19 protein-coding genes and 1 riboswitch are annotated in these 20,373 nt (G+C 44.0%); of the genes, 12 read left to right on the top strand and 7 right to left on the bottom strand.

Translation table 11 applies throughout. The features are described 5' to 3' along the window. Positions 1-86 precede the first annotated feature (86 nt). The 3 genes from KHM83_RS07125 to KHM83_RS07115 are packed head-to-tail and all read left to right on the top strand — an operon-like array spanning position 87 to position 3,327. Positions 87-1,223: an acyl-CoA dehydrogenase gene (locus KHM83_RS07125; protein ID WP_213236303.1), complete on the top strand. Its 1,137-nt coding sequence runs from the start codon at positions 87-89 to the stop codon at positions 1,221-1,223. Positions 1,224-1,234: 11 nt separating this feature from the next. Then, a complete protein-coding gene (locus tag KHM83_RS07120; RefSeq protein ID WP_213236302.1) occupies positions 1,235-2,047 on the top strand; it encodes an electron transfer flavoprotein subunit beta/FixA family protein in 813 nt (270 codons plus the stop codon). Between the two features lie 11 nt (positions 2,048-2,058). After that, a complete protein-coding gene (locus KHM83_RS07115; RefSeq protein WP_213236301.1) occupies positions 2,059-3,327 on the top strand; it encodes an electron transfer flavoprotein subunit alpha in 1,269 nt (422 codons plus the stop codon). Here KHM83_RS07115 and KHM83_RS07110 read toward each other — a convergent pair. The 3 genes from KHM83_RS07110 to cobT all read right to left on the bottom strand — a co-directional run bounded on the left by KHM83_RS07110 (position 3,324) and on the right by cobT (position 6,569). Beyond that, complete coding sequence (locus KHM83_RS07110; RefSeq protein WP_213236300.1) at positions 3,324-4,520, bottom strand: MFS transporter; 1,197 nt, start codon at positions 4,518-4,520, stop codon at positions 3,324-3,326. The two genes, KHM83_RS07115 and KHM83_RS07110, sit on opposite strands and share 4 nt — an antisense overlap. Beyond that, complete coding sequence (locus tag KHM83_RS07105) at positions 4,517-5,251, bottom strand: glycerophosphodiester phosphodiesterase (protein ID WP_213236299.1); 735 nt, start codon at positions 5,249-5,251, stop codon at positions 4,517-4,519. The genes KHM83_RS07110 and KHM83_RS07105 overlap by 4 nt, the downstream gene beginning before the upstream one ends. A 274-nt stretch (positions 5,252-5,525) precedes the next feature. Beyond that, positions 5,526-6,569: a nicotinate-nucleotide--dimethylbenzimidazole phosphoribosyltransferase gene (gene cobT, locus KHM83_RS07100; RefSeq protein ID WP_213236298.1), complete on the bottom strand. Its 1,044-nt coding sequence runs from the start codon at positions 6,567-6,569 to the stop codon at positions 5,526-5,528. Between the two features lie 71 nt (positions 6,570-6,640). After that, positions 6,641-6,815, bottom strand: a riboswitch (cobalamin riboswitch). Positions 6,816-6,970: 155 nt separating this feature from the next. On the opposite strand from cobT, the gene KHM83_RS07095 reads away from it, so the two are divergent. The 7 genes from KHM83_RS07095 (at position 6,971) to KHM83_RS07065 (ending at position 13,355) form a co-directional block, all read left to right on the top strand. Continuing rightward, positions 6,971-7,603 carry an HAD family hydrolase gene (locus tag KHM83_RS07095; protein WP_213236297.1) on the top strand — a complete coding sequence of 211 codons (633 nt, stop codon included), beginning with the start codon at positions 6,971-6,973 and terminating at the stop codon, positions 7,601-7,603. A 162-nt stretch (positions 7,604-7,765) separates the two neighbouring features. Continuing rightward, on the top strand, positions 7,766-7,996 hold the full coding sequence (locus tag KHM83_RS07090) for a hypothetical protein (RefSeq protein WP_213236296.1): 231 nt from the start codon (positions 7,766-7,768) through the stop codon (positions 7,994-7,996). A 257-nt stretch (positions 7,997-8,253) separates the two neighbouring features. Further along, positions 8,254-8,841, top strand: coding sequence for a TetR/AcrR family transcriptional regulator (locus KHM83_RS07085; RefSeq protein ID WP_213236295.1), 588 nt, complete (start codon positions 8,254-8,256; stop codon positions 8,839-8,841). Beyond that, complete coding sequence (locus KHM83_RS07080; RefSeq protein WP_213236294.1) at positions 8,838-9,806, top strand: ABC transporter ATP-binding protein; 969 nt, start codon at positions 8,838-8,840, stop codon at positions 9,804-9,806. The genes KHM83_RS07085 and KHM83_RS07080 overlap by 4 nt, the downstream gene beginning before the upstream one ends. Beyond that, entirely contained in the window at positions 9,806-11,101 is a 1,296-nt protein-coding gene (locus KHM83_RS07075; protein WP_213236293.1) for an ABC transporter permease subunit, read from the top strand. Before KHM83_RS07080 ends, KHM83_RS07075 begins: the two co-directional genes overlap by 1 nt. Positions 11,102-11,226: 125 nt before the next feature. After that, a complete protein-coding gene (locus KHM83_RS07070; RefSeq protein WP_213236292.1) occupies positions 11,227-12,306 on the top strand; it encodes an MGDG synthase family glycosyltransferase in 1,080 nt (359 codons plus the stop codon). A gap of 8 nt (positions 12,307-12,314) precedes the next feature. Then, the gene (locus KHM83_RS07065) at positions 12,315-13,355 is read left to right on the top strand and encodes a lysylphosphatidylglycerol synthase transmembrane domain-containing protein (protein ID WP_213236291.1); all 1,041 of its coding nucleotides are present in this window, start codon (positions 12,315-12,317) and stop codon (positions 13,353-13,355) included. Between the two features lie 23 nt (positions 13,356-13,378). Here the strand turns inward: KHM83_RS07065 and KHM83_RS07060 are convergent, their stop codons facing one another. The 4 genes from KHM83_RS07060 to KHM83_RS07045 all read right to left on the bottom strand — a co-directional run bounded on the left by KHM83_RS07060 (position 13,379) and on the right by KHM83_RS07045 (position 17,876). Further along, positions 13,379-14,968 carry a sensor histidine kinase gene (locus KHM83_RS07060; RefSeq protein WP_213236290.1) on the bottom strand — a complete coding sequence of 530 codons (1,590 nt, stop codon included), beginning with the start codon at positions 14,966-14,968 and terminating at the stop codon, positions 13,379-13,381. Beyond that, a complete protein-coding gene (locus KHM83_RS07055; protein ID WP_343213125.1) occupies positions 14,955-15,683 on the bottom strand; it encodes a response regulator transcription factor in 729 nt (242 codons plus the stop codon). Before KHM83_RS07055 ends, KHM83_RS07060 begins: the two co-directional genes overlap by 14 nt. Before the next feature lie 221 nt (positions 15,684-15,904). Continuing rightward, positions 15,905-17,008 (bottom strand): MGDG synthase family glycosyltransferase, encoded by a 1,104-nt coding sequence (locus tag KHM83_RS07050; RefSeq protein ID WP_213236289.1) that lies wholly within the window; start codon positions 17,006-17,008, stop codon positions 15,905-15,907. Positions 17,009-17,123: 115 nt separating this feature from the next. Further along, a complete protein-coding gene (locus KHM83_RS07045; protein WP_213236288.1) occupies positions 17,124-17,876 on the bottom strand; it encodes an ECF transporter S component in 753 nt (250 codons plus the stop codon). A 138-nt stretch (positions 17,877-18,014) separates the two neighbouring features. Between KHM83_RS07045 and pdxR the strand changes: the two genes are divergently transcribed. Both pdxR and KHM83_RS07035 read left to right on the top strand, forming a co-directional pair. Further along, positions 18,015-19,445 carry a MocR-like pyridoxine biosynthesis transcription factor PdxR gene (pdxR, locus tag KHM83_RS07040; protein ID WP_213236287.1) on the top strand — a complete coding sequence of 477 codons (1,431 nt, stop codon included), beginning with the start codon at positions 18,015-18,017 and terminating at the stop codon, positions 19,443-19,445. Then, on the top strand, positions 19,442-20,323 hold the full coding sequence (locus KHM83_RS07035; protein ID WP_213236286.1) for a hypothetical protein: 882 nt from the start codon (positions 19,442-19,444) through the stop codon (positions 20,321-20,323). The genes pdxR and KHM83_RS07035 overlap by 4 nt, the downstream gene beginning before the upstream one ends. Positions 20,324-20,373 lie beyond the last annotated feature (50 nt).

Genomic DNA, 20,373 nt, shown 5'->3' with positions numbered 1-20,373 from the left:
ATCGCATTTGACAATCCCTCGGATGTGCACCCCTGCTGATGATAACACGGGTGCACATCTTATGTAAGGACTGTTTGGAGGTAAAGGTGAATTTTAATTTAACAAAGGAACAGGAAATGGTGCGCAAATTAGCGCAAACGTTTACGGCAAATGAAGTTGCGCCATATGCAGCAGAATGGGATGAGGCGGCGTCGTTCCCAATGGAAGCTATTCGCAAGGCGGGCAAGCTTGGGATGATGGGGATGCCGTTTCCAAGAAATTATGGTGGAGCAGGTGCCGACTACTTATCTTATATTATGACCATTGAAGAAATTTCAAAAGGATGTGCTTCAACAGGCGTTATTATTCAGACGCACTGTGCGCTCTGTGCATGGCCGATTTTCACGTATGGAACCGAAGCTCAGAAAGAAAAATATCTGCCGGGACTGCTTTCGGGTGAAAAGATTGGTGCTTTCGGTCTAACGGAACCCAATGCGGGAAGTGATGCGGCAGGTCTTCAGACAAAAGCAGTGGACAAGGGCGATCACTGGCTGATCAACGGATCAAAAATATTTATCAGTAATGGCGCCGTTGCCGATGTCTTTGTCATTATGGCCATGACAGATAAATCGAAGGGAACAAAAGGCATTACAGCTTTTATTCTGGAACGCGGTATGCCGGGGTTCACGATTCCTAAAAAAGAGAAAAAGATGGGAATCAGTGCATCGGTAACCACAGAACTCCATTTTGAAAATGTCAAAGTACCAAAAGAAAATTTGCTGGGCCAAATCGGAAAAGGATTTAAAGTCGCAATGACATCACTGGATGTAGGGCGGTTGGGGATTGCAGCACAGGCGCTTGGTATTGCGCAGGGCGCATTCGACCAAACGGTCGATTATATGAAATCAAGGAAACAATTTGGTCGCTCACTTAACAAGTTTCAAGCACTGGCCTTTGAGATGGCCGATATGAAAACGCGCATTGATGCAGCACGCCTATTGCTTTATAAAGCCACAGACAGGCGTGAACGAGGTCTTCCGAGTACAGTGGAAGCAGCACAGGCAAAACTTTTCTGCTCAGAAACAGCGATGTACGTTACAACCAAAGCCGTACAATTTCACGGTGGCTATGGCTATATCAAGGATTACCCGGTAGAGCGCATGATGCGTGATGCTAAAATTACAGAAATTTATGAAGGCACTTCAGAAGTAATGAAAATGGTGATCTCAGGCAGTCTGTTTTAAGGAGGATAATCATGGCATTTAAAATCGTGGTCTGTGTAAAACAGGTCCCAGATACCAATGAAATAAAAATAGATCCAGTCAAAAAGACGCTGATTCGTGAGGGGGTTCCGAGTATTCTGAATCCTGATGATGCCAATGCACTGGAAGCAGCACTTCAAATCAAGGATGAGCTGCCGGAAACAGAAGTGACTGTCATTTCCATGGGGCCGCCGCAGGCGAAGGCAATGCTGACGGAATGTATGGCCATGGGTGCTGATCGAGCAGTTCTGTTATCAGACAGGGCGCTGGGTGGTTCGGATACATGGGCGACATCCAATGCACTTGCGGCTGGTATTCAGAAACTCGGCGGCTGTGATTTGATCTTTGCCGGTCAGCAGGCGATTGACGGTGATACGGCACAAGTGGGACCGCAAATAGCGGAGAAGCTTGCGTTGCCGCAAGTTACTTATGTATCAAAAATTGAAACGGTTGGTTCTACTGCTGGTGAGAGTGATACGATGACGGTTGTCCGCGCTCTTGAAGACGGTTATGAACGCATTAAAGTGCAGATTCCGTGTTTGATTACGGCAATTAAGGCATTAAACGAACCGCGGTATATGAGTATTCGCGGCATATTTGACGCACTGCAAAAAGATGTAACCGTCTGGCAGGCGGCAGATCTTGGCGTTGATGCAACCGAAGTGGGACTTGATGCATCGCCGACAAATGTTTATCGGTCTTTTACGCCTGTCGTCAAAGGGAGAGGACAGCAGATAACCGGTGATACAGATCGTGAACTGGCGGTCAATTTATTGCAGGCGCTTAAGTCCAAGCAGATCGTGTAAGGAGGAAAACCATGGCAGTAGTCATTAAATCAGAAGCTTGCAAAGGCTGTAAGCTTTGTATTTCAGCATGTCCATTTGACGCAATTGAGATGCAGGGAAAAGTTGCGGTCATCACAGAAAAGTGTACGGCATGTAATCAATGTATTGATGCGTGTCCATTTCATGCCATTAGCAGAGAAGCGGCTAATTTAAAAGAAGTTGATCTGGATGCCTATAAAGATATTTGGGTTTTTGCAGAACAGCGTGACGGACGGCTGATGAATGTTTCGAAAGAATTGCTCGGTGAAGGCAGGCGACTTGCTGAAGCCATGGGCGGCGATACAAAAGTATACGCTGTTCTCATGGGGGATGCTGTCGAAAACCTCGTTCAAACCTGCGCAGCATATGGCGCGGACGGTGTTTACCTTGCAGAAGAGACGCATTTATCACACTATACAACCGATGGTTATGCAAAAGTTTTTACAGAGATGATCGAAGGTTATAAACCGGAAATTGTACTTTACGGTGCGACACATATTGGAAGAGACTTGGCGCCAAGGGTTGCAGCAAGGTTAAATACGGGACTGACGGCAGACTGTACGCGGCTTGATGTAAGTGTCGCGGCTTATAAAGCGTATGCGGAAAAATATACGACACTTGATACATCAACACTTGATGCGACGTCACAAGACCGTACACTGCTGCAGACGCGCCCAGCTTTTGGCGGGAATTTAATGGCCACCATCGTCTGTCCGAAGACGAGACCGCAAATGGCAACCGTTCGACCGGGCGTTATGCAGCAATGTGAAAAAGACATGACGCGAAAGGCATCTGTAATTCGAATTGAACCCGCACTTTGTGAAACCGATATCCGAACAGAAGTGATTGAAGTCGTTAAACAGGCAAAGGCCATGGTCTCGCTAAGTGATGCGGAGATTATCGTCTCCGGCGGCAGAGGCCTTGGCACAGAAGAGGGATTTAAGCTCATGGAAACATTTGCGGCTAAAGTTGGTGGTACAGTTGGCGCTTCAAGAGCTGCGGTAGATGCAGGCTGGATTGATCACGTCCATCAAGTGGGGCAGACGGGGACGACGGTTAAGCCTAAAGTTTATTTCGCCTGTGGGATTTCGGGTGCTATTCAGCATTTGGCAGGTATGCAGGATTCTGATCTCGTCATCGCCATTAACCGTGACCCTGAAGCGCCGATTTTTGAAGTGGCGGATTTCAGCATTGTCGGTGATTTGTATAAAATTATCCCACAACTTATCGAATCATGGGACGACATCATGTACACGGCTTAAGCGTTATTTGATGTTTTAAGAATGAGGGCGCCAGCAATGAGGTAAGCCACAGCGGTAAAGACAAACATGTACTTAAATGACGTAATATCCACAAGGAGCCCTAATGCCAGCGGGCCGAAAATTGCCGCAGCTGAAGAGGCGAAGTAGTAGAGTCCCGTATAGGTGCCCACTAATGCTTCAGGGGCCTTGCCGACAATCAGCGGATACGAGTTGATATTGATCATTGCCCAAAAAAAACCGCCAATGAACATAAGCAATGCCATGATCGGCATGGTGTAGGGGATAAAATTACCGATAAAAGACAGCGCGATAAAGATCACGGCATCGCCTGCGATACCAATGAGAATCGTTCGCCTCTTGCCGAGTTTAGTTCCCACAAAACCTGCCGGAATGGCGAAGATGAGGAATGAGAGCGCAAAGAAGCCGAGGATCAGTGATGCTGTAGGCACTTCCAGTCCAAGAAATCTGACACAGTAATTACTGAAAGTCGCTTCAACGCCCTGATAGCCAAAAAACCAGAAAAAAATGGCGCCGAGAATGAGAAAAGTTTCTTTTTTTTCTGAGCGGTCAATGCGTGCAAGTAAGGTTCCGAGTTTTTCCCTTTCTTCTGATGCTGCGACGTATTGTGTCGGTTCTTTAATAAACTTAAGCAGCATAAAGAGGGCAAAGAGCATCAAGACAGCGGTCAGTATAAACGGCAGCATATGTGCCATATTATAAAGAAAAGCACCGCCAATGAGGACGAATACCGAGGCAAGTCCCCCCATAAAGTTGATGATGCCGTTTGCCTGACTTCTCAGCGATGGCGGTGTAATATCCGGCATCAGTGCGACGGTTGGCGCTCGAAAAATGGCCATGGCAAAATTGAGGATTGTAATAATAACCATCAGCGACAGCAAAGACGTGTATCCGGGTAGGATGACAAACATTAGTGCGGCAATGGGAATACCTGCCATAAGATAGGGCATGCGTCGGCCGAAGCGCGTCTGCGTACGGTCGCTAAGGGTTGCGATAACGGGGATTAAACTAACGGCTAAAATATTGTCAAGTGTCATAATGGCGTTAATCTGAAACTGGCTGTCAATAAAGTCTCTGAGAAAAATGGGGACGTAAACGTTGTACAGCGGCCAGACGAGACTGACGGCAAAAAAGCCTAAACCTAAAATAAAGGTTTGCTTGACATTTAATTTCAAGGGCTTACCTCCTCCGTTTTTAAGGCCAGCATTGTTTGAGGCCGATCGGTAATGATACCGGAAACGCCGGCGTGGATCAGCTGTTTCGCTTGTTTTGGGTCATTGACAGTGTAAGCGTTGACAGCGACGCCATTTTCCTGAAGTGCTTTGAGCTCGCCGCCATCTAATGTCATAATATTTGGATGGAAAAAATCAGCATTTAAAGTTTTCAAATAGTGCCATGGTTCGTATAGACTGCTTGCCGTTAAAGCGCCTGTGCGAATATCAGGCGCTATTTTTTTAAGCGCTACCAAGGCGTGATGATCAAAAGATGAGTAGATGATTTGCTCACGTGAAAGGTACTGCTCACATAGGGTGACGACGCGTGTTTCGATACTTGGGTACATGCGGTGCCCCGCTTTGAGTTCGACATTGAGAAGTAGCGGCGACGTTCTTTTTTTGCCATATTGATATAAGAGGAGCAAGACTTCTTCGAGTGTCGGAATCTTAGAGTGGCCCCAGAGCATAATGCTCTGAAGCGTGTCGCAAGTATAGTCTGAAATGAGACCTTTGACCGGTGTGAGTCGGCTGAGTTCAAAATCGTGATAAACCATGAGAACGCCGTCTTTAGAGAAGTGAACATCAAGTTCGATTCCATCTGCGCCCTGTTCAAGCGCCAGCTCAAAAGCTTCCAGCGTGTTTTCAGTATAATGTTCATGTGCGCCGCGATGGGCGATCACTTTTGTATCCATAAACCCTCCTTGTGCGACTGATGTATTCTGTGCATTTAATGATATCGCTAATATTGTTACGAATATTGCAATTAATATTGTTGATAGTATTGTTGCTTATATGGTGATTTTATTCCTATTCGAGATCAGGGTCAATAATTCCTTCAAATCCAAAGCGATTTTACCAGAATTTAACGAAAAAACGACTCAAGCTATTTGCCGAAAGCGTGGTAATGAAGCAATTTGCTTGGGTCGATTATTGTACGGCCAGATATGTTGTTTAGAAAACGAAGCTTTAAACGATACCGATTCCAGCTTCGTCAAAAGTAATCATTTCTTTATTCATATAACAGGCAGCTTCAATAAGGCCAAATGCCAGTAGTGCGCCGCTGCCTTCGCCAAGCCTAAGGTTCATATGAATGAAGGGCTCAAGGCCAAGGGTGTCTGTTGCGAGTTTAGCGCCTTTTTCAAGTGAAGCATGAGAGGGCAGTAAGTAATCTTTAACGCTTGGCGACAGTTCACAGGCAATGAGTGCGGCAACAGTGGCAATAAAGCCGTCAATTACCACCGGTACGCCTTTTGCAGCGCCGCCGATCATGGTGCCGGCCATACCGGCGATATCTAGACCGCCTACTTTTGCGAGAATATCAATGGGATCACTGGCATCTGGTTTATTGAGGACGATGGCATCATTGATTACCGTCGCCTTGTGCTTCAGTTTATCGGCTGGGAAGTTGGCCCCCATCCCCGTTATCTCAAAGGGTGACTGCCCTGTTAAAACGGAGAGGATCGCTGTAGAAGGCGTTGTATTGCCAATCCCCATTTCACCGGTTCCAAGAATGTTGGCGCCTTCATCAATGGCATGGTAGGCCATTTGGATACCGATTTCCAGTGCTTTGACGGCTATTTCGCGCGTCATTGCAGGACCTTTACGCATATTGTTGGTGCCGTGCATCAGTTTATGGGGGATGATATAAGTGTCTTCAAAGTCGGTATTAATGCCAATATCAACAGAGTATAGCTTTGTATGGCTTTGTTTTGCCATGCTGCCGACACCGGTTAACCCCCTAGGGATGTTGCGTGCCTGCTGAAGGGTAACGCTTTGAGGCGCTGATGCGACGTACTCATCGCAAACGCCGTGGTCAGCACACATGACGATGATGGCTTTGTTATCGGTCATGGGAAAGGGATTGCCGGTCATTCCTGAAAGTTTGACGACGATGTCTTCCAGTGCACCCAATGACCCCTGGGGCTTAATGAGATGATCGACGCGGTGTTTGACACTTGTCATGAGCTCGCGATCAAGCGGTTTAATTTGACTAAGGGTTTCGTATAGCATAATGCCTCCTGTATGTTTAGTGGCGACAAAAAAAGCCCATTGCTCCTGAGAGCAATGGGCTTTACCGTCGTCCATAGGTCGCTACTTGGGCAGGTCTCCTGGCTGAGCATCATCATCGCAATGTGCCTTCCCGAAAAAATCAGTGGCGGTTACATACGACTCAGCATCACAGTGATGGGTTCGCTTAGGACTTAAACCTAATTCCCTATTCTCCTCATATTGAGGCACCCAATAGCATTTTGACAAGTACAGTTTATTGAAAAAAAAGCGTTGCGTCAAGGTAATTTTCTGCTTTTAAAAGACAAATAATGTGATTCGAATTGCAATTGATGTACCGTAAAAGAACTTCTCAGTGATGGCGACATATGTTAAAATAGGCGTAACCAAGAGGAGGCAGCAACGTGAAAAAACTGATGATTTTTGATTTTGACGGCACGCTGATGGATACGAACAGCGTTATTATTGACAGTCTCAATGCAGCGGTTCATGCATCTCTTAATCGTTATCTAACGGATGAGGAATTGCAGACTATTTTAGGACGACCGCTGCGCGAACAAATGAGCATGGTATCCGAAAGGCATTGTGACGCGATGGTTGCCTTTTATCGACAGTATTATCGTGCACATCAGGAAGGCCGCGTCTTTCCATTTGAAGGGGTTTTACAGATGTTGAAAGCGCTTAAAGCGGAAGGCGTAATCTGTGCTGTTTTAACGAATAAAGGGCGTAATGGCTTGACGAAAGGACTTGAGACACATGGCATGACAGACTTTTTCTCGCATAGTCTCTGTGCCGATGATATTGAGCGGACCAAACCCGACCCCTATGGTATTTTAAAAATTGCATCGGACCTTTCTTTTGATCTAAAAGACGTCTATATGATCGGTGATAGCGCACATGATATTGAAGCGGGAAAAAATGCAGGGGTAACCACGGTACTCGTGGGATGGTCAATTCTCAAAATGGACGTACTGAAAGCGCTCGAACCGGATTATATAATAAGCCATCCTCTGGATTTACTTAAGAGAATAATGTGAATTTATAAAAATACAAAACATGTAAAGGAATTGCATGTCCCCCCTTCAGATTGGTGAATTATCTGCTATAATAGATAAAACGGTCAATCATATTAAATTAAGTAAAAGTTGTTTAGACTTTATTTTATAAAATTTGAATAACAAAACGAAGGGGGTCAGGAAATGAAAATTAAGTCAGGTGATGTTGTGACATTATCCGAACTAGGTGTTATTGCACTGAATAATACGAAAATGTCTATTAATGAACGCATAAATCTAACAAGAATTATGAAAAATGGCGGTAAGGTTCGCAAAGTTTTCGATACCCATTCAGAAGTGATCCCCTTTACTGAAGAGGGAATTGCCATGGCGGAATATTGGATCTGCCCAAACTTTAAACTCGCATCCCGATAGGGATGTTTTTTTATTGCATTGAAGATTTAAAGGGAATTGACAAAAAACGATTGACATGATAATCTGTGACTAGAACATAGTTAAAAGTCATAGATTATTCTTGAAAGAATATCCGCAAGCCGCCGAAAGGCGGTATTCAAAAGAGCAACCTATGACTGATAATTTGATTTCGGTCACAGATTTGCAAATGTCTCAGCAAAATAGATAAACTGATGGTGTGTACACGTCAGTGTAAGATCGTGAAGGAGGGTTACTCATTGGGAAAAGCATTTGAAGAAGCAGAAAGAGAGAAACTTAGAGGTGCGCTGATAGAAGCTGGGATACGCTTTTTTTCTGAAATGCCTTATGAGCGCGTCAAAATTGAGGCGATAGCCAAAGCTGTTGGCATTGGCAAAGGTACATTTTATAGATTTTTTGATACAAAAGAAGCACTTTTTGTCGCCTGCACTATGGCTTATGAAGAAGTTATGCAAGCGCAAATCCTTAAGGAGATCGCAGCGATTGAAGATGGTGTTGGTCGACTTCGAAAATGTTTGTCAGATATGTTGATGATTATTCGAGAAGATGATTTTATCCGACAGCTCATTGCAGCAAAAGGGATTGATATTTTATCAAATACCCGAACAGAAGATGAAAAGTCTGCCATGTTCGAAGTCGATGTGGCTTTTCTATGGGCAATCATAGGTGAAGATGTCAAGCTTCGCGTTTCACCGGAGATCGCAGTTGAACTGTTGAGAAGCCTGTTTTATCTTGCGGTATTAAATCCTGTGATAGAAATTGATGTCGCACGTTACTACGATCATTTGATTCACGCAGTGCTCGTTGAAATATTGGAGGCATTATGAGTATTGAAGTCAGGGAGCTTACAAAAAAATATGGTGAGATCACCGGTGTGGAACAGTTGTCACTAAAGGTTGGAACAGGACAGTTTCAAGGGTTTATAGGGCCAAATGGCGCTGGTAAATCGACGACGATCAGATGCCTGATGGGATTGCTTACCCCGGATTCCGGCACGTTTTCGATTTTGGGGTTCGATGATAAAAAAGCAATGGCGTCAATTAAAGCCAGTGTTGGCTATTTGCCTTCTGAAATAAGACTTTATCGCAAACTCAGCACGCAGGTTCACATAGCGCTTGCCATTGCCATCAGACGTGATGCCATTGCGTCGGTACAGGGAAAGGCAGCGGCTGCGGCTTTCGAAAAGCATGCCGAGCAGACGGCGAAAACATTGTCAAAGCGGTTGTCGCTTGATGTACAGCGTCCTTTCGGTGCACTTTCGTTCGGCAATCAAAAAAAAGCGGGCATTGTACTTAGCATGCTGCATGAGCCGCCGGTTCTTATTTTGGATGAACCGACTGGCGGTCTTGATCCGCTTGTTCAGGAAACTTTTTTTGAACTGCTCAAAGAACGCCATACTGCGGGGACAACGATTTTATATTCTTCACATATATTGAGTGAAGTCGAACGATTATGTGACAAAGTCGCCATTGTTAAATCGGGAAGTGTCATTGCCAATGAGGCAATTGAGCACTTTCGGCAAAAACGCCTTAAACGGGTCATGTTGAAATGTCACGAGGATCGTGTGACAGCATGTGCTGCAATGGTCGAGCAAAGCGGTGAAGCAAGCCGCGTCCGGATTGACCGCAATGTGATCCAGATGGATTGGCATGGCTTGCCGTCAAAGCTGACTGCATTAATGACGTCGATCAATCCGAAGGACTTCACGGTAACGGAACCGAGTCTCGAATCGATCTTTATGCATTATTACCATGATTCGGCAGATGAAGCTGCTGAGATAGGAGGCATATAATGGGAAGCCTATACCGTTTTGAATGCTGGAAATACGCTAAATCAGTAGGTCTTGTCAGTATCATAACAGCCCTTATGATCGTTTTCAGTATGTCATTTTATCCGGCGATTAGCGATTACATGGCGACTCTAAGTACTTTTTTTGAAACGGGTGCCATGCAGCAGGTGTTTAAGATTTTTAATCTTAATGTCGGTGCCATGACATCACTTATTGGTTTTTATACCACTTACTGTACCATGTGGGTAACGCTGATTGGTTCTGTTATCTTTGGCTTTTACGGTGCAAAGGCCATTGCAGCAGAGCAGATTGAAGGGACCTATGAATTTGTATTGTCGCTGCCGGTAAGCCGCCGGAAACTATGGCTTATCAAATGGAGTGCACTGATGACGGCACTGTCTTTCTATGCAGTGGTCGTTGGTGGCAGCGGTCTGATTGCCCTTGCCATTTATGGTTCTGAATCGAATGCGGTTTTGCAACAGGATGCTTTAACACCGGCGTTAAAGGCATCCATCATCGCAGAACAAGCGGCAATTGTACCGATGATGGCACTGACAGAAGACGATTTTCAAACATTTACGCAAGGATTGATAATGGCTCAATTCAATACTTCAGGAGCGGAGCTCGATGAAGCGGGTATTGATGTGAATCGCATTTTAAGCCTCATTGGCGATGATTTAGAGGACCCGCTGATGCTCTTTGATAAAATGCTCGCTAATCCAGAACCATACTTTGAAGCTTTTCAATTAGAAAATGTATCGCTTGACGAATTTGTTGAAGGCATTCAATCAGAGAAAGCTTCCTATTTAACCATGCACGATGCCTTTTTTGATCCGGCGCAGTCGCTGTCGTCCTTTTTTGAAATGTCCCCTGAATTTTTCTTAAACTTGATGCTGTCCAAAGGTATTGTCGGTGACGTGGATTATTTGTTATCGGGGAAAGTGACAGCGGCAAAACTCTTTGCACCGTACAGTGTCAAAGACTTTCTAAAACGGCACGGTTTGATGATTTTGACGGTTTGGCTTAATGCAACACTGGGATTTTTATTGGCAACGCTTGTCAAATGGCGTGACAGTGCGATGCACTTGGCGGTTGGCGGTGTTTTCGTCATGTACTTCCTCAATAATGTTTCGCAAATGATGCCGAGTACGAATTGGATCAAATGGTTGTCCACGTTTGGTTACTTTGATCTTGAAAAGCCTGCATCAGGTGGTGTGAGCGCTATTTTGTGTATGGGGCTGATTGCTTTGTCGATGCTTGCGATAAGGCAGTTTGAACGTGCAGATCTGGTTCGGTAGTTGTATCACATATTGCGCTTCATCTATCGCTAAAATTTGTTTATGGTTTTTTAATTCAATTTTAATGTAGAGTTGACGTGCTTCTAATTTGTGGCAATTATGCTATAAGGTAAGGAGGCTAGACCATGGAAAACAAAAAAGTACTGATTTTAACAGCAACCTTTGGCATGGGTCATCAAGCCGTATCGAAGGCCATCAAAGATGAAATCGCCGCAGCATATTTAGGGTATAGCATTGAAATTGTCGATCTCTTTGAAATTATAAACCCCAGTTTAAAACTCGCACTTCAAAAAGGGTATAACGTTCTGACAAGAGAATTTGAAGAACTTTATAATTTTTTCTATTATTATAAAAGCAGTGCCAAGCATAATCTAATTGACGGTCTTATCTATAAAGGCTATCAGAAAAAGTTTAACTATTATATTCAAACGACAAATCCTCAAATTGTCATCAGCACCTTTCCAATGACATCGGGGTTCATGTCCAGATTTAAACAGCAGCACGAAAGCGATATTCCGCTGATAACGGTTATCACAGATGTTGTTGACAGCTGGGAATGGGTTCATGAAGACACAGATCGGTATTTTGTACCCACACAGGAAGTCAGAGACCGATTGCGTTTAAAAGGCATTCCGAGCTATCGGATTAGTGTCACGGGGATACCGGTTCGAAAGGCTTTTAAAGTCGGACAGCCGAAGTCGAGGTTCACGATGAAAAAGAATATTCTCATCATGTCCAGTGCCATGGGCAAGATAAAATTTGACCAGTCCTTTCTGGAGCAGCTTTCAATGATTGATGAAGCACATTTTACCATTGTAACGGGTACTGATACATCACTGTATGATAGCTTAAAACACTTTCATTTTTCAAATATTACCATTCTGGGTTACGTTGAGGACATTGCAACCCTAATGGCAGAAGCGGATCTTATTTATACGAAGCCCGGCGGCGTGACGCTCTTTGAGGCCATTAACACTGAATTGCCGCTGCTCGTACAGGACACAGCGGTGGGGCAGGAGAGTGCTAATATTGCCTTTATTAAATCAAGAGAGATTGGCGTCATTGTTGAGGCACCTGATCACTTTATACGTATTTTAAAAGAAATACTGGATGATGATTTGAAACTCTATCAATTTCGAAACAATATGTATTCTTTAAAGAAAGAATTTGATCAAAACGCGATTATCAGTGCGTTGCTGGCATAGGTGACATTATGAATGAAAAGGTCATCACCAAAAAAGATATGCGCGATTTGTTGATCGTTCTCGTCTTAATTGGTATCACTTGGTACGTTATGCGAAATGCGATTGATATCGAAACGTTAAAATCATTATTGTCAGGCATGATGTGGCGTTACTTATTTTTCTCAATAGGATTACTCTTTCTCTTTTGGGGACTAGAAGCACTGATGATGGGCTGGCTTATTCATCGCGTCAATCTAAAAATAGAAAGGCGTCGGCTCCCGTGGATTGCACTTAAGACGACGCTGGTTGGTCAGTATTATGCGAACATCACACCTTTTGCCAGCGGTGGACAACCGGTACAGCTCTATATTCTAAAACAGCATAAGCTCTCGACGTCTGAGGGAACGGCAGTATTGATGTCCAAGTTTTTAATTTTTCAGATTACAGTAACGCTTTATGCGCTCTTCCTGTTTATACGTTCTTTTCAAGCAACGCCAATTGCGTCGAGACCATTTGTCATTACAGGCCTTGTCATCAATTTGATTGGACTTGCGATTATTGCGTTTAGCGCGTTTAAACCGCAAGTTCTCTTTGGGCCCATTGATTGGAGTATTCGAAAGTTCCAAAGGTCTAAAACGCGAATGCAAAAGTTGAAAACCCGCACGCGCCAGTTTGTCGACGATTATCAAACGGGTATGGCGAGACTCACAAGCGATTACCGTGAGACGGCAACGCTCTTTCTCCTTTCACTGATTCAGCTAACGGCATTTTTCAGTATGCCGTACTTTCTCAGCAAGGCGATGGGAATTCCAGGGATTCACTTTTTACAAATGCTGACGATCCAGGCGGTACTCTATATGTGTATTAGTTTCATTCCCGTTCCGGGAACCGTGGGTGTATCGGAGTTTGGTTTTGTTGCACTGATGGGAAATGTGATGTCGGGCAATCTGGCTTCGACACTCATGGTACTGTGGCGTTTAGTCAGCTATTACTTCAGCCTCATTTTCTGTGGTGCGTTTTCGCTGATCACATCCCTTGTGAAACGAGCGAAACCAAGCGAAGCGCCTTGAGATGGTTAAAATAGATGTGTTGCCTAATCAACCGGCAACATGATGAGCACAGCGGTTCCCTTACCGACTGTGCTTTCTATTTGCAATTGGCCACTTTGACAGTCAATCAGTGCTTTAACAATGGATAATCCTAGGCCAAAGCCCCCTGTGTTGCGGTTGCGATCTATGCCGACACGGTAAAACCGCTCAGTTAAATGCTGTAGGGCATCGGCAGGAATGCCGGCACCATAGTCCCGAACTGTAATGGCAATCGTATTGGCTTCAAGTCGCGCACTGACAGTGATGCCGCGTTCAGAGTTGCCGTATTTTATCGCGTTGTCAATGAGTGCTCGCAGTGCCTGTAAAAGCAAATCGTAATCTGCATAAACATTTAATTCAGGTGAACAAAAGATTTCAAAAACGGTTTCACCATAAAGCATTTCGGCATCGATCTTAAGCTGTTCAAAGAGTCTGCAGAGATCAAATGACGATGGTGAAACGGGAATCCGATGACTGTCCGCACGTGCTAATAACAATAGTTTTTCAACGAGATACTGCATGCCCCGCGCTTCGCTTTCTACGGATTGAAGGCTTTCTACCATCAGTGCTTCATCTTGGTAATTAGTTTTGTTCAGTAAATCCATGTATCCCAATATAACGGTCAGTGGAATGCGCAGCTCATGGGAGGCATCTGAAATAAAACGCCGTTGATTGTCAAATGAATCCTCTAGATTATCCAGCATGCCGTTTAAGCTTTTAATCAAACTGTCGAGTTCATCTTCAGCACCTGTTTGCGGAATACGATCATGGATGTTTTCAAAATGAATATTTTCTGCACGTGATGAGACATTTACCAGCGGTTGAAGGGCTCGTCTCGTGATATAGCGGCCAAAGATGCCAATAAGCAAAATGCCGATGAGCGAAGAGACGATGAGCGCTGACAGTAGAATCAGAATAAAAGCGCGATCATATTGGGGAAACAAGAAAAGGGTTAAGTAGATGGGTTTGCCGTCATCAAAGGAAACCATCAACGTCGTCTCCAAAATGGTGTCTCCGAGGAAGGAGATTTGATTGATAGCGCTATCATCGTTTTTGGTGGGAAGCGGAATAAAAGCAGTGGCTACTTTTTGACTATCGCCGTCTCCGTTGGGTTCGCTGATGTTGAATGTCATCCAGGCCTGATCGGCACGGTTCTCAAAAGCATAGGAAAATGTCAGATCGTTGGTAACGATGTTGAAATTTGAAAGAAATAAACGGTCGTAATAATTCTTTTCAAAAGCGTAGGAGCTCTCATCCTCCGTGTTGTAGATAAAGGCAATATATTTATAATGGTCAAACAGATATAGTTCCTGAAGATCGCGATAAATGCGTTCCAGTCGTTCATCGGGATGAGTCTCTTTGAGTGCCGCTTCGTGATCGGCGAAATAGGTGTCGATTTGATCGCGTTTGACGTAGAGTTCATCCCGGTTTTTTAGAAAGAGAAACTGCTGTGTTAAAAAGAACACAAAGACAGTAATCAGCGCAATGACCAAAGTGAAAAAAATCACATTGGACATGGTGATTCGCGTTGTGAGCTTAAAGGGTTTTCGTATTTTTTGAAGAGGTATTTTAAAAAAGTGTTTATTTGATGACATAGCCACGTCCTCTCACTGTTTGAATCAGCTTTCGCTCAAATGGCCTGTCTATTTTATCACGCAGGTATTTAATATAGACATCAACGATATTGGGGCTGCCATAATAGTCAAATCCCCATACTTGATCGAGAATTTGTTCGCGCGTCAGAACGATTTCGCGATTGATAACCAAATAGCGCAGCAAGTCGAATTCCGTTTTGGATAATTCGATGGCTTGATGATCGCGGCTAACTTCAAAGGTTAACGGATCTATGACGAGGTCATCGTAAATAATTTGTTCGTGAATTTCTTCTGATTGCAGTGGTGCATATTTTCGGATATTTGCGCGAATGCGCGCCAGCAGCTCATCAAAAATGAAGGGTTTGGTGACATAGTCATCTGCACCTGCATCAAGGCCGGTGATGATATCGTCGAGATCGTCTTTTGCCGTCAATATGATAATCGCCTGACGCGGCTTAATTGATTTGATATGTTTGGCTGCGGTGATCCCGTCGAGCTCAGGCATCATGACGTCCATGAGAATAAGATCACAGTCGTGTGCCAGTGCATAGGAGACGGCAGCTTTGCCGTCGGATACAGCTACAGTGTGGTAGCCTGCGTATTTTAATTGAAGTTCGAGAACACGTGTGATTTTTTGATCGTCCTCAGCGATGAGTATATGCTGCATGGTATTCACTTCCTTTTGTTCATCATACCAAAAAAAAGACGCATTCACAATTGACGCCTCATGCATGGGGAAGCGAAACTGCGGCAATAAGATACGGAAATGTTTTACACGTTATACACATTGAGATGTGCTAAGTGTGAAGACTTTATTGTTAATGACGGCGGTCGTTTCAATTTACAAAAAAATAAAATGATGACAGTAATGTCACCATTAAGAGATGTGCGATAACGAATGGCCTACGGCGGAAGATTATATAAAATTGAGCATGATTATGACGCCATGAGACTGTGAAAGAGCAAACCTGTTTTTTCAAGTGAATAATTGGCGGAGATCTGTGCCATTTGAAAACGCATCTTTTCGAGAATAGCGGGTTCATACATCATTGCTTCAAGGTGATCTGCGAGCTTTGAGGTTTGCTTTATGTGAACGGCAGCACCAAGTGCTGCTAGAATTTCGGCATTTTCAGCTTCTTGTCCATCAATGTAAAAGGGGATAATCATTGGCAGCTTCTTACAGAGAGCTTCCGTTGCAGTTAGCCCGCCGGGTTTGCTGATAAGTACGTCGGCGTCAGTCATCAGTTCATCGACGTTATTGACAAAGCCATGAACGGTCATGGTGATATTTTCGGGCATATATTGACCATGTGCATTGAGATATTGTCTTAAGCGGTCATTGCTGCCGCAGACAACATGAACGTGCATCGGTTTGCGTACCATCTTGATTCCATTTAAAACCTTTATCAATTTTGTACTGCCCATACTGCCGCCCATGACTAGTGCTGTAAACGGTTTGGGGTCCGAAGGGGGTGAAACTGTCGCTGTGTAAAAGGCATCTTTTACGGGGATGCCAAAGTCAAAGATGCGATCGGTACGGATGCCAAAGCGCTGTAGCTGTTGATTGGTGTGCTGTGATCCCGTTATATAGGCATCAATTGCTGGATGCAGATAAAATCGGTGTACGCCCAAATCTGTAATAACAGAAATGCATTTGGCATTTGTTTCACCTGAGACTTTCAGTGATGCCATCAAGTTAACAAAAAATGGGTGTGTCGAAATAAGCAGATCTGGCTGATAGATATCGATTTGTTCCTTCATATGTTTGCGCATTAGTTTGATGAGCAGCTTTTTCATATTTTTATTAATCGTTTGTCGATGACTCATATAGTAGAGTTGTCCGTATAATTTCGAAAAGTGGTTGGCCATGAGCGTATAGCCGTTTTCAACAAGTACCTCGACAATTTTAGGACATGATTTAAACAAGTTGACGATATGAACCTCAATTCCCTGATATTCTAATCGATTTTTAAGCGCGTTTGCCGCTTGGTTATGGCCCCCGCCCGTTGCCGCTGTAAAGATGATTGCGACTTTTTTCATCAAAAAACGCCTCCTTTTACGCTAAATATGGAACTTTATCCTATCATAACAAGTCTATATTAGCAGGGGCGTTAGAGAATTGTTAAAGTTTCCTTAAAGTTGATGAAACGTACGCCTATTTTTTAAGTTCATGATCGATATGAGCTCGGATACCCGTCGGCTTGAGTGCATTTAAAATGATAAAGGCCAAGGCGCCGCCACCTATAAATTGAATAATATTCCAGGGAATGCTGAAAATGGCGGCAATCATACTGCCATACATGATTCCAGCGGCAAAATAGTAACCGATGACCATCCAAATGCCGCCAAGCATTATGCCGATAATTTCGGCTGGCTTGACAGCGAAATGTTTGGATAAGACTGCCATAATGATTGCAATGGCTGGGACGAGTACACCGATAACGACGATTTGTCGATGAAAGTCGACGGCGAGTGCTGCAGCCGCTGTTGCGTCGCTGACGTCTTCAACGGCACCGGCAATGGTTTCAACGGGGGTCTGCGATACAAAATGCGATAACCCGATCATCGCAGCAAACCAGAAGAGGATGAGGATGGCTGACAGTGACTTTCCCTTCAGACGGCTGTGTGCCAGTGCGCCAACGAAGTAGCCCATTATCGCCTTGACGATAAGTGTCGGCAAAACCCACTGGGCGTAGCCGCCAAAAAAATCGGCCATTGCAGAACCTAATCCCGCTAAAATGGCGCCGTAGGTAGGACCCAATAGAATGGCCCCGACAAAAATACTCATGTCTCCGGCGTGGATATAGCCATTGGTAAAGGGCACGGGTATTTTTACGATGCTTGTTGTTACAAAGACAAAAGCCGTCATTAAAGCAGTGTATGTCAATAATTTTACATTTTTTTGCATGTTGCCTCCTAAAACAGTTGATGGATCGCGATTTCTAGTATACTATAATATAAAATTGTCCCTTTAAAAAGTGTCAGATACAAGGAAAACTATCGGGTCAGATTTGGAGCGGTTAATAAAGACAAGGAGACAAAAGCGATGTTGGGATTTGTTATTCAATTTGATCAACAGAGTGATCAGCCAAAATACATTCAGCTCTATGAACATATCAAGGATGAAGTGCACACGGGACAGCTGGTTGAAGGCGAAAAACTGCCTTCTATTCGTTCGGTATCTGAAGCGCTTGGGGTTAGTAAGTCGACTGTTGAGGGTGCATATGCGCAGCTCGTGGTTGAAGGGTATATCGAATCGCGCCCGAAGAGCGGCTATTATGTTTTAAGAATGGAGCGCTTTCCAATGCTCACAGTCAAGGAAAGTGTTAGACCTTATACGTATTGTCCAGAAGGGACGCAACAGCCAAGGGCGGAAGACGCTTCCCGCATTCGAAGATTCGCGGCGACAGATGGTGTTGAGCCTCACTTATTCAATTTCAATGCATGGCGAAAAATGCTGACGAAGGTGATGGATTATGAACAGGATGAACTGATCCATTACGGTGATCGACAGGGTGAATACAGTCTTCGTGCAGCGATTGCAAAGTTTGTACATGAAATGCGTGGTGTCGTATGTACGCCGGATCAAATTATTGTTGGGGCAGGTGTCCAGACACTATTTATGCTGTTGTCAGCGCTTTTAAAACCGGAACGACCGGCAATTGCCTTTGAATATCCGGGTTTTTTAAAAGGTGCGACGATTTTTGAAGATTATGGGTATGAAACGGTTAAGATCCCAGTCAAAGCGCAGGGCATCAATATTGAGGCTTTGGCAAAGAGCTCTGCCCGTGTTGTTTATGTATCACCTGCACATCAATACCCAACGGGTTCTATTATGCCAATTAACAATCGCATGAAACTGCTGAAATGGGCAAGTGAAAATGATGCCTATATTATTGAAGATGACTATGATAGTGTGCTTCGTTACGAAGGGGTACCGATCCCATCTTTACAGGGATTAAATCGAGGCAAGCAAGTTGTGCACGTCGGGGCCTTTTCAAAATTGCTCATGCCGTCTCTGCGAATAAGTTTTATGATATTACCGGAAGATTTGTTGACAAAATATGTTAAAATAAAGACGAGGTATTCACAGACCGTTTCAAAAGTTGAGCAATTGACACTGGCTCATTTTATGCGCGAAGGTTATTTTGACCGACATATTCGAAAAATTAAAAAAGCTTATGCGAAAAAAAATCAACTCATTTTAGAAGCTTTAAAAATGAAAGGCAGTGATTTGTTTCACGTCATTGGCAAGACATCGGGACTGCATGTCGTCCTGTCATTTGATCCAGTCATCGATGTAACAACAGCTGCTAAAAAGATGCAGGCAATTGGAATTAGGCTTGAAGACGCCGGCTTGTTTGAAGGGCGTAAAATTGCAGTATTGTCTTACAGTGGGCTGCCAGATGACGCTATTGATGAGGCGGTGGCCGAAATTTGCGGCGCTATTCGCAGGCAGCGCTTGGAGGTAACATGAAAATTGGCATATTAAAACGGATTTGCCCAGGAATTGCCGTACTGCTGTTGCTCACTGCATGTTCAGAGACACCGAATGATAATCATGTGACGTTTATTGACAAAGCAACACATGAAGTGACAATGCCGATGGATTTATCGACACGGTATGACGCATTTTTCAGAGATGTTGATAAACTGAATATAGATGCTGCAACACGAGCATTCTTTGAATTTGAAAGTGTTGCAACAAAGGCTCAGCTCGATTTTGTTGAGACAGTGGTATTGGATTCTGAGATTCAGGATGCCTTGGCAAACTGCTATAACAACAGCGAGATCGGATTTGACATCGGTTGCTATCACGGCGAAAAGAAAGATGAGATTCAAGATATCTGCGATCATGGCTTTACTTTTGTACCGTTTAACGGGCTCATTTATCCTGTGGTCAACTATGAGGATTTTGACCGTGTCTCACCCTACGTCAGCAGAGAAGCATCCAGCTACATAGCATTAAAAGCGCATGAATTGAATGATTATATGATAGGAAGCAGTTTGAGTCAGGAAGATTTGATCGACCGACTGCTCAGCATTGAAACGCATCTTAAGGCATATGCAGGCGGTCAAACGGCACCTACCGTTTACGAGCTGTACAAAACGTATTTGTATGATTTTATTCCAATTGAACTTCGGACATTGGGTAAACTTAGTGAGGATGACGAGCGTCTAAAAACATATCAATTCTTCGCAGACGCTCATGAAACGTCTGTGACGGCGGCAATTGTCAGTAAATACGTCAATGCAATTAAGGACAATGGTTATGTCATTAATGCATCAGTACTCGAAGTGCTGGATAACTTTAATGATGAGATTGAACTCTATTTTACACATGTGAATACCTAAAAAAAAGGTCAGGCTAAAAAAGCCTGACCTTTTAAATCTTTGATGCTTCT

Source organism: Fusibacter paucivorans, from assembly GCF_018390735.1.
Lineage (GTDB): Bacteria > Bacillota > Clostridia > Peptostreptococcales > Acidaminobacteraceae > Fusibacter > Fusibacter paucivorans.
The sequence above is the reverse complement of the archived record's forward strand: the minus strand, read 5'-3'. Positions and strand labels throughout refer to the sequence as shown.